The 13,361-nt window shown below is 64.7% G+C and carries 11 protein-coding genes; 8 read left to right on the top strand and 3 right to left on the bottom strand.

Annotated features, from left to right (window positions below; all coding sequences use genetic code 11):
* Positions 1–142: 142 nt before the first annotated feature.
* The 5 genes from AC5RVN_RS15610 to AC5RVN_RS15590 all read left to right on the top strand — a co-directional run bounded on the left by AC5RVN_RS15610 (position 143) and on the right by AC5RVN_RS15590 (position 6,799).
* Positions 143–769 (top strand): hypothetical protein, encoded by a 627-nt coding sequence (locus AC5RVN_RS15610; RefSeq protein WP_494138526.1) that lies wholly within the window; start codon positions 143–145, stop codon positions 767–769.
* A gap of 109 nt (positions 770–878) precedes the next feature.
* Positions 879–3,260, top strand: coding sequence for a S26 family signal peptidase (locus AC5RVN_RS15605; protein WP_494138525.1), 2,382 nt, complete (start codon positions 879–881; stop codon positions 3,258–3,260).
* Between the two features lie 155 nt (positions 3,261–3,415).
* Positions 3,416–5,566: a copper-translocating P-type ATPase gene (locus AC5RVN_RS15600; RefSeq protein ID WP_494138524.1), complete on the top strand. Its 2,151-nt coding sequence runs from the start codon at positions 3,416–3,418 to the stop codon at positions 5,564–5,566.
* 94 nt (positions 5,567–5,660) lie between these two features.
* Complete coding sequence (locus AC5RVN_RS15595; RefSeq protein ID WP_494138523.1) at positions 5,661–6,308, top strand: DUF305 domain-containing protein; 648 nt, start codon at positions 5,661–5,663, stop codon at positions 6,306–6,308.
* Positions 6,309–6,415: 107 nt separating this feature from the next.
* Positions 6,416–6,799 (top strand): DUF7793 family protein, encoded by a 384-nt coding sequence (locus AC5RVN_RS15590; protein WP_494138522.1) that lies wholly within the window; start codon positions 6,416–6,418, stop codon positions 6,797–6,799.
* 25 nt (positions 6,800–6,824) lie between these two features.
* On the opposite strand, the gene AC5RVN_RS15585 is transcribed toward AC5RVN_RS15590, so the two are convergent.
* The 3 genes from AC5RVN_RS15585 to AC5RVN_RS15575 form a co-directional block, all read right to left on the bottom strand.
* Positions 6,825–7,760, bottom strand: coding sequence for a CPBP family intramembrane glutamic endopeptidase (locus AC5RVN_RS15585; RefSeq protein WP_494138521.1), 936 nt, complete (start codon positions 7,758–7,760; stop codon positions 6,825–6,827).
* A gap of 18 nt (positions 7,761–7,778) precedes the next feature.
* The gene (locus AC5RVN_RS15580; RefSeq protein ID WP_494138520.1) at positions 7,779–8,696 is read right to left on the bottom strand and encodes a CPBP family intramembrane glutamic endopeptidase; all 918 of its coding nucleotides are present in this window, start codon (positions 8,694–8,696) and stop codon (positions 7,779–7,781) included.
* Positions 8,697–8,908: 212 nt separating this feature from the next.
* Complete coding sequence (locus AC5RVN_RS15575; protein ID WP_494138519.1) at positions 8,909–9,697, bottom strand: YsnF/AvaK domain-containing protein; 789 nt, start codon at positions 9,695–9,697, stop codon at positions 8,909–8,911.
* Between the two features lie 301 nt (positions 9,698–9,998).
* Here AC5RVN_RS15575 and AC5RVN_RS15570 point away from each other — a divergent pair, with 301 nt between their 5' ends.
* From AC5RVN_RS15570 to AC5RVN_RS15560, 3 genes are all read left to right on the top strand, one after another.
* The gene (locus AC5RVN_RS15570) at positions 9,999–11,273 is read left to right on the top strand and encodes a glycosyl hydrolase (RefSeq protein ID WP_494138518.1); all 1,275 of its coding nucleotides are present in this window, start codon (positions 9,999–10,001) and stop codon (positions 11,271–11,273) included.
* A 493-nt stretch (positions 11,274–11,766) separates the two neighbouring features.
* Positions 11,767–12,945 (top strand): PP2C family protein-serine/threonine phosphatase, encoded by a 1,179-nt coding sequence (locus tag AC5RVN_RS15565; protein ID WP_494138517.1) that lies wholly within the window; start codon positions 11,767–11,769, stop codon positions 12,943–12,945.
* An 84-nt stretch (positions 12,946–13,029) separates the two neighbouring features.
* On the top strand, positions 13,030–13,332 hold the full coding sequence (locus AC5RVN_RS15560; protein WP_494041590.1) for a DUF7793 family protein: 303 nt from the start codon (positions 13,030–13,032) through the stop codon (positions 13,330–13,332).
* Positions 13,333–13,361: the final 29 nt, after the last annotated feature.

Raw genomic sequence — 13,361 nt, 5'->3', positions numbered from 1 at the left:
TCGTGACAACTACTGTCAAGTAGCATTAAATTCCCGTACATTGAAGTTGACAGCGCTTGGGGGGCTTGCGGACACCTGGGAGGGTCCGCCTGGTTAACCAGGCATAAACCCAATTCATCAGTTCCAGGACAAGGTCTCAGTCATGAAAAATCCCTCTGCTCGCGCCCGTAAAATCGCCGTGTTCGGCGCTGCCCCCCTGGCCGTCCTCATTGCCGGCGGCATGGTCTGGCAAGGATCCCAGGCCGCCTTCACGGCATCTACCAGGAACTCCGGCAGCTCATGGAGCACCGGCAATGTGACGCTCACCGACGACGATCTCGGCGCCGCCGCCTTCACCGTGGAAAACATCGTCCCCGGCCAGACGGGCCAAAAGTGCATTGTAGTCACGTCCAACTCCAACGTCCCGGGCGAGGTCAGGGCCTACACCCAGAACCTCGTTACCTCCAAGGGCCTGGAAAACCGGATCTACTTTGACCTCGAGCAGGGCACGGGCGGTTCGTTCAATGACTGCACCGGATTCACTCCCGTTGCCAACACCGTCCCCGAACTGCCCCTCTCCACACTGGCCTCGGTCAACCGGGATTTCGCCACCGGCGGTGCACCATGGCAGACCGCCGGAACCCCCGGCGAAACGCAGAGCTACCGCGGAACCTGGCGTTTTGACACCACCGGCATGAGCCAGGAGGACGTCAACGCACTGCAGGGTGCCCGCGTGGGCATCGACTTGGTCTGGGAGCTGCAGTCGGACGAGTCCCCCACGCAGCCGTAGCCGGAAGGCAGCGGCAAACCTGACTTCGTGAACCGGGGAGGAACCCGGGTCCGCCCGGGTACCCTCCTGGTGGGGACCCCTGTTTTCCGCTGACGGCTGGGCGCTTTTGGTGGCGTCCACGCTCTCGCGGCTGTATCTGGGCGTGCTGTTGAGCCTTGCCCTGATTGCGGCGCTGCCCGTCCTGCTGGGCTGGCATGGCACTGTGGTCCAGAGCGGGTCCATGGAGCCGCACATCAGCGCCGGCGACGCAGTCATCGCGGCCCCGTTCGGCGCCGAGCAGAAGGTGCCGGTGGGCGGCGTGGTTGAGTTCACCAGCCCTGCCTCCGCCGAGCCCGGTGGAGCAGAGAAAATCCGTCTCCACCGGATCGTGGCGGAGAACAGGGACGGCACCTTCGTGACGGCCGGAGACGCCAATGCCGAGGCGGACAGCACGCCGCTGGACCGCGGCCAGATCACCGGCCAGGCCCGGCTCCTGATCCCCTCGGTGGGGCTTCCCGGTCTCTGGCTGAAGAGCGGCAACCTCCCGGCCCTGGCATGGTGGAGTGTTTTGACACTGCTCGCCATCGCTCTTGCCGTATTCGGCACCCGTGCATGGGACGAGGAGGACCACGAGGACAGGGGCGGGGACGACGGCGGCACTCCCTCGCCCGCCTCGGCTCCCCCAGCTGCCCGTTCGCGGCGCAGGAAGGCAAGCGCCGCCGTCGGCATGGTGGCGGCCCTGGCCGTGCTGGTGACGGCGACGTCCACCGCCTTCTCCTCCGCGGCATTCACCGCTAGCACCGCGAGCACCGCCAACACGTTCGGTACGGCAGCCGACTGGACGCCGCCGTCGGTCAGCCTAGCCGGCCCGGGAGCCACGGTACGGGGTGCGGTCACACTGACCGCTGAGGCGAGCGACGCCGAGACCGGCATCCGCAACGTGGCCATCCAGCTGCTGCCTCCCAACGGGGCATGGACCACGCTGTGCACGGCGGCGGTAACACCCTATTCGTGCCCGTGGAACACGCAAAATTCACCCGATGGCGCATATGGCCTGCGGGCCGTGGCCACGGACAATGCCGGGCTCACCAGCACCTCGCCCACCGTCCAGACCACGGTGGCGAATACATTCTCGGTGGCCCTGAACAATCCCGGCGAAGTAGTGACCGGCACCGTGAACCTCTCCACCACCCTTCACAGCCCGGGCAGCACGACCTACACCGTCCGCGTCGAGTATTCCGTTGCGGGGGCCAACAGGTGGAACACCCTGTGCCTGAACCTGCTCGCCCCGTACAACTGCACCTGGGGCACTGGCACGTTTGCCAACGAGTTCTACGACCTCCGGGCCGTCGCCGTCTCGGGATCCACGTCCACCTTTTCGGAGACCATTCCGGATGTCCTGGTGGACAACGCGGCGCCCGCGGTGACCATGACCGATCCGGGCACACCGCTGCGGGGCGTCAGGACGTTTGCTGCCTCCGCCGCAGATGCATACTCCGGCGTTGAACAGGTGCAGATCCAGTACGCCCGCACGGGCACCAGTACCTGGTCATTGCTTTGCACAGTCACCGAACCGCCCTATTCCTGCCGGTTCGACACCACCGTCCTGGCCAACGCCTCCTACAGTTTCCGTGCCATTGCCACGGATGCAGCAGGCATCAGTACGACGTCGGCCGCGGTCACCAACAGGGTGGTGGACAATACCGTGGCCTCCGTGTCGGTGGAGGATCCGGGGGCTTACCTGACCGGTACCGCAACCCTCACCGCCGCAGCCAACTCGACAGCCGGCGTCGGCAGCATCAGGATCCAAACGGCACCGGCAGGGACGTCCACCTGGACCACGCGCTGCACCCTGGCTGCGGCTCCGTACTCATGCACTTGGGACACCCGGCAGGTGCCCGACGGGTTGTACGATTTCCGCGCCATCCTCATTGACGGCGCCAACAGGGAAACCATTTCCGCCACCGTTGCGGGACGGCGTGTGGACAACAGTCCCCTGCGCGGCGCTGACGTCCAGGCGGTTAACGGCACCGGAGCGGCGGCCAGGCCGGACGCTGGCGACACCGTGAGCTTCACCTACAGCCAGCAGGTAAGCCTTCCGTCGGTCACCCCGGGGTGGACCGGCGCTCCCCTCCCCGTAACCGTCCGCCTGCGCGACGGCAACGTCCAGGGCCTCGGCACGGGCAACAGCGGAGACACGCTGGACATCCAGCGGCCCGGCAGCACGGTGAACCTGGGAAGTGTGAACACCCGGGGCAATTTCGTGAAGAACCGCAAAACCGTCACGTTCAACGCCACCATGACGGCCACCACGGTTACCACGGCGGGTGTGCCGAGGACAGTCGTGACTGTGACCCTTGGCAGCGTGGCGAGCGGGACTGCCAGCATCCGGACCTCCACTACCCCTGCAGCCATGGTGTGGACACCGACGTCGTCCGTAACCAGCACCAGCGGTACAGCGAGCTCCATCGCACCGGCAACGGAGACGGGCATTGTGGAGGGCGACTTTTAGTTTCTGGCTGACACAACCTATTGACGCTTATACCCCTAGGGGGTATATTTCTAGGTGTTGTCAGTGAAGTGGTATGTCCCGGCCGTGCGTTCAACCGGCCTTCACAGCCGTTCAACCCCAGCGCCCATCACCTCTTAGTGGAAATGGAAACTGACATGGAACACCACACCCAGCACCACCAACATGTGCATGCAGGCGGGACTGCCACCACACCGCAAAGGTCCCCCGCCGCCGCGCTCTCCAGCCACATGACCGGCTCCCCCGCAGGCCACGGACACAGCCGCGTCCACGACGACGATGACCACGCCGTTCACACCGCAGGCCAACACGCAGGCCACAGCACAGCGATGTTCAAGAACAGGTTCTGGCTGAGCCTGGCCCTGTCCCTGCCGGTGGTTTACTTCAGCCCGATGGTGGGGCACATCCTCGGCTACACGGCCCCAGCCTTCCCGGGCTCAGCCTGGATCCCGCCCCTCCTGGGCAGCGTGATCTTCCTGCACGGCGGCCAGCCGTTCCTCAAGGGCGGATGGCAGGAATTGAAAACCCGCCGGCCCGGGATGATGCTGCTGATCGGTATGGCCATCACGGTGGCGTTCGCCGCGTCCTGGATCACTACCCTGGGCATCGGCGGGTTTGACCTGGACTTTTGGTGGGAACTCGCGCTCCTGGTGGCCATCATGCTGCTGGGCCACTGGATTGAGATGCGGGCCCTCGGCTCGGCACAGGGCGCACTGGATGCCCTCGCCGCGCTCCTCCCCGACGAGGCCGAACGCATCACCGCCACCGGCACCGAAACCGTCCCGGTCTCCGAGCTGCGCGCAGGCGACACCGTCCTGGTCCGCTCCGGCGGCAGGATGCCAGCGGACGGGACAGTGGTGAGCGGGCAGGCGGAAGTCGACGAATCCATGATCACCGGTGAATCCAAAACCGTTCCCCGCGGCCCCGGGGACCCCGTGGTGGCCGGGACAGTCGCCACTGACAACAGCGTCCGCGTCCAAATCACCGCGGTGGGTGACGACACTGCCCTGGCCGGGATCCAACGCCTCGTGGCCGAAGCGCAGGCGTCCTCGTCCAAAGCCCAGGCCCTGGCGGACCGGGCAGCGGCCTTCCTGTTTTACTTCGCTGCCGGCGCCGGTGTCATCACCTTCATCGCATGGACCCTGCTCGGCAGCGTCCCCAAGGCGGTCACCCGGACCGTCACGGTGCTGGTGATCGCCTGCCCGCACGCACTGGGCCTGGCCATCCCGCTGGTCATCGCCATCTCCACCGAGCAGGCCGCCCGCGCCGGCGTGCTGATCAAGAACCGGATGGCCCTGGAACGCATGCGCACCATTGATGTTGTCCTTTTCGACAAGACCGGCACGCTCACCACGGGCGAATTGCAGCTCAAGGACATCGCCACCGTGCCCGGCGGGGACGCCGACGCGCTGCTGGCACTTGCTGCCGCGGTTGAGTCAGACAGCGAGCATCCCGTGGCCCGGGCCATCCTCCGCGCTGCGCAGGAGCGGAATCTGGCGGTGCCCGCTGCCGCCGCGTTCTCCGCGCTGACGGGACGCGGCGCCCGTGCCGGCGTGGACGGACGCACCCTGCACATAGGCGGGCCCGCGCTCCTGCGTGAGCTCGCCGTCGTCGAACCTCCCGCCATGGCCGCGGTGACCCGCGGGTGGATGGAGCGCGGCGCGGCTGTCCTGCACGTGCTCGACGGCGGACGCACTCTGGGGGCGGTCAGCCTGGAGGATGCAGTGCGGCCCGAGTCGCGGCAGGCGGTGGCGGCCTTGCAGAACCGCGGCGTCAAGGTGGCCATGATCACCGGTGATGCCCGCCAGGTGGCCAAGGCGATCGCCGAGGACCTGGGCATCGATGAGGTGTTCGCCGAGGTCCTGCCGGCGGACAAGGACAAGAAAGTTGCCGAACTGCAGGCCCGCGGCATGAAAGTGGCCATGGTGGGCGACGGCGTCAACGATTCACCCGCGCTGGCCCGCGCCGAGGTTGGCATCGCCATCGGTGCCGGCACGGATGTAGCCATGGAATCCGCCGGCGTTGTCCTGGCCGGGAACGATCCACGGGCCGTCCTGTCCATGGTGGACCTGTCCCGCGCCAGCTACCGGAAGATGTGGCAAAACCTCGTTTGGGCCACCGGGTACAACGTCCTGGCAGTTCCCCTGGCAGCGGGCGTCCTGGCATTCGCCGGGGTGGTTCTGTCACCAGCTGCCGGGGCCGTGCTGATGTCTGCGTCCACGATTGTGGTGGCACTGAACGCCCAACTGCTGCGGCGGGTCAAGCTCAATCCCGCCCAGGTGTATTGACCCGGCAGCGTTAACCAGCAGGCCAACGCGCCGGTACCCTGATAACCATTTGCCCCTGCGGGAGGCAGAAAGAACCGGAAGGACCTTGATCACCATGAAGAAGACGCTGACGATTTCAACTGTTGCCATCGCCGGGGCAATCGCCCTTGCCGGTTGCTCCGCCGGTTCCGGAGCGGGCGGTTCGGACACCACCAGCATGCCGGGCATGCACCACGGCAGCTCCGGATCACCGTCCGGTTCGGCACCGGCATCAAGCGAGGCCCCCGCAGCGGCGGCCGGGTTCAATGATGCGGACACCATGTTCGCGCAGATGATGATCCCGCACCACGCCCAGGCGGTGGAGATGAGCGATCTTATCCTTGCCAAGGAAGGCATTCCGGCGCCGGTGACGGACCTGGCCACCAGGATCAAGGCCGCCCAGGGCCCCGAGATCGAGAAGATGACCGGTTGGCTTCAAAGCTGGGGCCAGCCCACCCAGATGCCCACGCATAAGGCATCTGGGCACAGCATGTCGGGGATGATGGGCGAGGATGACATGGCAAAGCTCGAGGCCGCCCAGGGCACCGAGGCGGCCAGGCTGTTCCTGACCCAGATGATCGCCCACCATGAAGGTGCCGTCACGATGGCCAGGACCGAAACCACCGACGGCAAGAACAGCGACGCGGTCCAGCTCAGCAAGGACATCGCCAGCTCGCAGGAAGCCGAAATTCAGGAGATGAAGGACCTGCTGGCTGCCCTCTAGCCGGCAAGTACGGAAGTCGGCCAGAGGCCTGCAGGTTGTTGGAAGTACGCTTTGACCGTGATGGGCGGTAGCAAGCTTCGCACGAGCGCCGACTGGAGGGGTGCGTCATGGAGACGAAAATGATCGACGGCGGGAAGGGGACTTTGGCGCTCGGCCCGGAGGGGGTCCTCCACTTGGTTTGGTCCCCCAAAGCCATCCTAGGAGAAGCGGATATTAACGCTGCCATGGCCGAGGTTAATGACATCTGCCATGGCCGGAGCCGCCCCCTGCTGGTGGAGATGACCAGCGTCGAAACAGTCAGCCACGCAGCCCGTGCCGCTTTCTCGACTCCCAGTGCGGCTTCGCGCATTGCGCTGCTCGGCTCCAATCCGGTGGACCGCGTGATTGCCGGCTTTCGCGGTCCTGGCAGCCATCCGTGTCCCACCCGGTTCTTCACGAACAGGACCGAGGCTTTGCACTGGCTTCTCGAGGAACCCATCTCCACGCCTTGAGCACGGCGGGTGGTTGCAGGAATTCTCAGGCTTGGCCCCGGGAGCCAGTTTCAGCCTGAATCATGCCTCCTGGAAAAGAGAGGCCCAATCGCCCCCGGGTCAGGACCGTCACGACCGCCATCAAAACACCGAACGCCAACGCCGAGATCAGGTAGTACATGGTGGCTGTCGGCCCGTCCCCGGATCCGTCGAACAGTCGAATTACCAGTCCCCCTGTAGCATTCTGGGCTCCGTGGAGAAGCATCACGATGAGGACGCTGCCGCTGGTGGAGTTGTAAGCCCAGGCCAGGACGAAGCCGTTGACCACTGTGGCCAGCAGATGGGCGAGGGTCTCGGCCGGGTTTTGCACAAACAAGGCGTTTGGAAGGTGCCAGAGTGCCCAGATCACTGACACGACCAGCGCGGCAAGCAAGGGATGGAAACGCCGATTGGCAGCTGGCTGGGCGTAGCCGCGCCATCCAGGTTCCTCAGCCAGACCGGTGAAAACGGCAATGCTCAAAATACCCAATGGCAACTGCGTGTAGAGCAGCGGCCAGTTCTGCCCCAGGGCTGCAACTGTTGCCCCCGGGTGGAACGCCCAGGTGGCGGCTACCCCGAGAAGCGGGACAGCGAGAAAAACGAACGCGTACCACAAGGGATGGACCCGCCACCGGACGAGGCTCCCCGCCAGCCAGGCCAGGCCACGCCTACCCTGGCTGAGGGCCAGGACCACCACGGCAGCAAGCAACGGGGCCGCGGAGGCCACCTGGTTCATGACGGCAACCAGCCCGCCTTCGGGGTCCAAGGTGCCGGCCTCAGTTCCGAAGAATCCTCCGACCAACAAAGGCCAGGCAATCCCATACGCCATCACCGTATAGGCCAGCAACCCATGACGGGCTGTCCAGTGGCGGAGCCGGCCGGTCCCGGCGCCTGTCCGCTCCGGAGCATCAGGCCAGGGGGTTGAACGAAATTGAGGAACCATCGGCTTTTCTCTTTTCGATCAACGGGCGTAACGAGGTCCGTCGCTGTCGCCGGTGGTGTTGGCGCTTGAGCCCTTTGTGGGGCGCCGGACTGTGCGGGCGTCCTGGCCTCCTTCAGCCGGTGCAGCCCGCAGGCGCCAAGCCCGGGAGGCGGCGGCCACCACTCCCAGCAGGACGATCACAGCGGCAATCTGCTGCCACTCGCCGTCGAACACGTCCAGCTTCGTGGAGGCAGAGGCGTTGAAGGAGGCGTGCAGCAGCCCCACTATGAGCAGGCTGTAGCCCGTTCCCAGGTAGGCGATCCCCATGAGCAGGCGGAAGAACGGTGCGAAAAGGAAAAGGACCGCCCAGGAGACCGCGACGTCGGACCATAGAGTGCCGGTGAAGCCCCGCTCGGCGAAGGCGAACGGCAGATGGATGAGTGCGAACGGGATGGCCGTCAGCAGGGCAGCAATTACGGGTCCATGCCGGTCCATGAGCCGGTGCTGCACCACCCCGGTCCAGGCGAGCTCCTCCCAGATGTTGCCCAGGAGGGCACCAAAGATCACAGTGTTCAGCAGGTAATTGCCCGTCAATGGCCACCAGCCGTCGGCCGGCGGGTGGATCGTCCCGGTGACCGCAGCGATGAGCGCAGTCAGCGCAGGAAGTGCCAGCAGCGCTGCCACGTACCACCCCGCCCCCACCCTCCAGCGGAATGCCCTGCGGAAGAGCTCACGCACGGCGGGCCGGCCATCCGCGGCCGCGGTGACCAGGACTGCCGTTCCCAGCAGGATCAGGAGTTCGGCAAGGATTCCCGGCAGGATGTTCCCCAGCAGCAGGAGGGACAGGATCTGCACGGTCCAGGACAACGAAATGGCAATGACCACGAAGGCTGCCACCGGGCGCCGTTTGATGACTGACAGGACAATGCCAGGGGAATCAGGCGAATTCATCAGCATGACCGCCGTTTGAAGTTTCCGGTGAGGAAAGGCACCGCAGCGCTTGCCGCCACGTGCCTAAGAAGCGCTGAGCCGCTGACGTGGGAACAGCTACTATTCTCTGCCCTTGGAAGACCGGGAACAAGAGTCCGGCACGCACAAAAAGCACGGCCCGTCCTCAGGGGAGGACGGGCCGTGCGTGGGGAATCGGGTGGGATTCCGGTGATGTGTTCTTAGCGGCGGGTGATGCCGTCGTCGTCTAGTTCGATGTTTTCCTTGCGGACTTCCTCGGTGACGGTGTGCTCGCTGGTGACCGTTTCCTTGTCCAGGCGCACGCGCTCGACCGGGACGGTTTCCTTCTCCACCACCGGGCGTTCCTCGTGAAGGATGACTTCGTGCTCTTCTTCGCTGATGGCCGGGCCGTCCAGGGCAGCGCCGCGGTTGGCCTCGGTGATCGGTTCGCGTTCGATCCGGACCTCTTCACGCTGGACCGGGACGGTCGTGGTGACGTTCTCGGTGACCACGTACTTGCGCAGCCGTGCCCGGCCGGCTTCTTCCTTGCGGGTGCCGACGTGGAGCTGTTCCTCCGAGCGGGTCATCGCCTCATCGGTGGTGGGACCGGAGGTGTCGTGGCCGACGGTTCCGCGGCCCACGGTGTCCTCTGCGGTGCCGGCGGCGTACCCGTCACCGGTGAACCCGTGGCCGGTGCCCAGACCGTAGTAGGTGTAGAGCTGGTCTTCCTCGGCCGGTTCCAGGTGCCCGTCCGGGGCGACCCGGGGGGCGTCCTTGACCTTGTCCTTGGTGTGGGCGACGACAATATCGTTGCCGTCCTGGGTAGCGGCCTCCAGCGGGGCGAAGGACTCGTGCGTGCCAAAAAGCCCGGTCTTGACCGTGACCCAGGTGGGCTCGGCAGTCTGGTCATCCACGTAAATCTGGCCGATGGAGCCGATCTTGCTTCCATCGGAACCTACGACGTGTCCGCCGGCAGTGGTCAGTGCAGAAAGGTTCTCAGTGCTGATCATGTGTATCTCCTTCTTGGTACTAACTTGATGCTGCGTGAGGACAAAACTGGAAGCATTAGTAAGCATGCTTTCTACCTAAATAGTAAGCACACTTCCTATCCGTCATGCAAGCCGCGCGCCTGGAATTGGTCCGTCTGACGTGCCTTCAAGGGGCCAGCCGGGCTTGCAGAATCCTCTGCAAATCCTGCGCTGATACGGCGGGGCTGACGGCGCGGAATGCCTAAAACTTGAAGGGAAGGGGGTGGATCGTGCCCTCATGCTCCCTGACTCCGTTCGGGGACGGAACTGTTTTTGGAGTGGAATGAAAACGCTACGCTTTGTGGCAGGCGTCCTGGCGCTTGTGGCCTGGACGATGACGGGTACGGCCCCGGCCGTGCAGGCCGCAAGTGCCTCGATAAGTCTCAGCCCCACGTCTGGGCCAGCCGGAACTTCGGTGACGGTCACGGGGACCGGCTTCCCAAAGAAAGCTGCAGGAACAGTCACCGGCGGCACCGCCGCCGTTGCTTTTACGGCCAGCGCTTCGGGCTACTTCAAAGTTGACCTGGTGATCCCGGTGACGAACGATCCCGCCGTCGTAATCCAGGCAGCTTCGGGCAGGACCACAGCCGCGGCCAGCTTCACCGTCACGTACAGCTCACCGTCCACCACCACGGAAGACAGCCAGGAAGCTCCCGCTCCGGTACCTGCACCGGCACCTGCACCAGAAGCCGAGGCCCCCACCAGGGCGCTCCTGCGCTTCGGGGCCGGCGTCCCCGGCGGCCCGATGGCGGGCGCGGAACTGGACGAGGTAGCTGCCCTGGCCGGTGAAGCGCCGTCCATCATCCTCTCTTACAAGGACTTCAACCAGGCCCCGCCGCTTGCCGAACTCGAGGCGGTCAGGGCCCGGGGAGCAGTAACGCTGCTGACCTGGGAACCCTGGGCGTGGGGCGGCGGCACGGACCAGCCAGCCTATTCACTTGACCGGATCGCCGCCGGTGATTTTGATGCCCACCTTCTCAGCTGGGGCCGGTCCCTGGCTGCCTGGGGGCAGCCGGTCATGCTGCGGTTCGGGCACGAGATGAACGGTGACTGGTACCCCTGGGCCGAAGGCATCAACGGCAATGCCACCGGCGACTACGTGGCCGCCTGGCGCCACGTCCACGACGTCGTCGAATCGACTGGTGCCTCGAATATCACCTGGGTCTGGAACCCGAACGTCCCGTACTGGGGATCCACACCGCTGGCCGGGTTGTACCCCGGCTCCGCCTACGTGGACGCCGTCGCCCTGGACGGCTACAACTGGGGCACCTCGGCAACATGGAGCACCTGGCAGACGCCCTCCCAACTCTTCGGCCAGGGTATCTCCGAGCTCCGCTCCCTGGCACCGGGCAAGGAAATCCTGATTGCTGAAACATCTTCCGCCGAGCAGGGCGGCTCCAAAGCCGACTGGAACACCTCGCTGATCAGTTATTTGGCGGCCCAGGGTGACGTCACCGCCATCACCTGGTTCCATTTCAACAAGGAAGCGGACTGGCGCATCAACAGCAGCAGCTCGTCAGCGCAGGCACTGAAAAACGCGCTGGCGGCACGGCACTAACAGCTTCGGCACCCATACCAAACAACCAATTGCCCGGCAGTGGACTGCAGATTCCACTGCCGGGCCATCGGTGTCCAAACGCAGCACCCATCCTTTCTTGCGAGCACTACGAACGTCTTACGGCAAAGCGCACCCGCAAATTAGGAACTTAGATGCATCTGACACCCGATCACCCCTTCTACCCCCTGTCGTCCCGATTCGAAGTTGTGGACGGGTATTGGATTCCGCGAAACATGGTGGAAAGCAGCTCTTCCACTTCAGTCCACTGCACCAATAACGTCATCATCAGAAGGCGGCCCCGGGTTGGAGAGACGGTACCGGCCGCACCCAAACCGGCTCCTATTGAGGACTGACTCCGGTTCCTGGGTGGCGGCAGCCATGCGGCCACGCTGTCAGCGAAAGCTTTACCGCCAGTTAGGCGTCGCCCGGCTCATGCAATTTAGGATGACATAGGTGGGTATGTCGGTATCCGGCAAAAGGAGGCAGATAGCCAATGGGTGAGCAGACTTCAGAAGCAGCAGCGGAAGAGGAGGAGAACCGGCTGGCGTCGTTGGCGGCGACAGAACTTCTCGACAGTCCTGCTGAAGAGGGCTTCGACCGGATCACCCGGCTGGCTCAGCAACTTTTTGGAGTCAGCACAGCAACTGTCGCCCTGGTTGCGGATGACCGCCAGTATCTCAAATCCCTGGCCGGGAGCCTGGAACGAGTAATCCCCCGGGCGGATGCATTTTGTACCCATACCATCAGGACCCCCAATACCCTGGTTATCGAAGATGCACGCCAGGACGATCGGTTCCGGAGCAACCCGCTGGTTCTGGGCCAGCCCAACATCCGCTTCTACGCCGGGCAGCCGCTGCAGGGACCCGGCGGCTGGAACATCGGAACGCTCTGCCTCATCGACCAGGAGCCACGGACTTTCACCCCTGAGCAGGAGCAGATACTTCGCGATCTCGCCGCCATCGTCCAGCGCGAAATCAACGTCCGCGCCGATATGAAGAACGCAGCAAAGATCCAGCGCGCCCACGCGCCTGCCGCTCCTCCCGCCCTGCCCGGTTACGAACTCCACGCACTAACCCGGCCCGCCGGCGACCTGGCCGGGGACTTTTACGACTGGCAGATTGAGGACAAGTTGCTGCGGTTCACCGTGGCGGACGTGATGGGAAAGGGAACAGGCCCGGCCATTTTGGCTGCCACCGTCCAATCCCGGTTGCGCTCCACCGGCCCTGTCGAGCCAGGCGAGGCCCTGACCGCGGTTTCAAGCCAGCTGCACGACGAACTGGCTCTCGATGACGTGTTCGTTACTGCGTTTCATGCCGACCTCGACGTCGAAACAGGAATTGTCCGCTATTCCGACGCCGGGCACGGCATCGCCCACCACACGACGGCCGAGGGGAAGGTCTCCCAACTTACGGCTGGTGGCCCTCCCCTCGGAATCATTCCCGGTTGCCGCTGGGGCACAGAAACCCGCCGCCTCGAGCCAGGCGACTCCCTCATCATCCCCAGCGACGGCATCCTGGAACTCGCCAACGACGACGTCGAACAACTGCAGACGGAACTACTGGCACTCACCGCCCCCGGCACCGACACGAAAGGGGCCATCAGGGCGTTGATCAACTCTCCACTGCACCCCACGGATGACCTCACCCTCCTTGTCATCAAGCGCCTTAGGTAGTATTGGAACGCAGGAGGCGCTGTGAAAGAACATGGGTGTGAAGGAACCACTGGCACTGTGGAGCTGTGCGGGCGGGTCCTCTGTTTGACATTCGCACCCGGTGCCGTAGTCACGGAAAGCGACGCGAAAGCATTAATGGAACGGGCTGCTGTCCTTAGTGCAGGACGCACCCTTCCGCTGCTGGTGGAGATGACCGGCATGACGTGGATTGGCCAGCGGGCCCAGGACGCCTTCGCCGCACCCTGGCCGCTCGCTCGTGCAGCAATTGTTGGCGCATCCCCGGTAGACGAAGCCATCGCCAGCTTCTACATGGCCCGGCACAAACCCGCACACCTCACCCGCTACTTCACCTCAAGGGATGAGGCGATGAGGTGGCTGACCGCCTAAGGCTGCGACGGCGTGCTGCATGGATCTGA

The organism is Arthrobacter sp. sptzw32 (assembly GCF_059089735.1).
Note: the sequence above shows the minus strand (reverse complement) of the source record. Positions and strands in the feature narration are given on the sequence as shown.

Excerpts from the sequence above, each read along its gene's own strand:
- AC5RVN_RS15600 (WP_494138524.1), top strand. The coding sequence starts at position 3,416 with ATGGAACACCACACCCAGCACCACCAACATGTGCATGCAGGCGGGACT.
- AC5RVN_RS15565 (WP_494138517.1), top strand. The coding sequence starts at position 11,767 with ATGGGTGAGCAGACTTCAGAAGCAGCAGCGGAAGAGGAGGAGAACCGG.
- AC5RVN_RS15585 (WP_494138521.1), bottom strand. The coding sequence starts at position 7,760 with ATGGTTCCTCAATTTCGTTCAACCCCCTGGCCTGATGCTCCGGAGCGG.
- AC5RVN_RS15570 (WP_494138518.1), top strand. The coding sequence starts at position 9,999 with ATGAAAACGCTACGCTTTGTGGCAGGCGTCCTGGCGCTTGTGGCCTGG.
- AC5RVN_RS15610 (WP_494138526.1), top strand. The coding sequence starts at position 143 with ATGAAAAATCCCTCTGCTCGCGCCCGTAAAATCGCCGTGTTCGGCGCT.
- AC5RVN_RS15590 (WP_494138522.1), top strand. The coding sequence starts at position 6,416 with ATGGAGACGAAAATGATCGACGGCGGGAAGGGGACTTTGGCGCTCGGC.
- AC5RVN_RS15595 (WP_494138523.1), top strand. The coding sequence starts at position 5,661 with ATGAAGAAGACGCTGACGATTTCAACTGTTGCCATCGCCGGGGCAATC.
- AC5RVN_RS15580 (WP_494138520.1), bottom strand. The coding sequence starts at position 8,696 with ATGCTGATGAATTCGCCTGATTCCCCTGGCATTGTCCTGTCAGTCATC.
- AC5RVN_RS15575 (WP_494138519.1), bottom strand. The coding sequence starts at position 9,697 with ATGATCAGCACTGAGAACCTTTCTGCACTGACCACTGCCGGCGGACAC.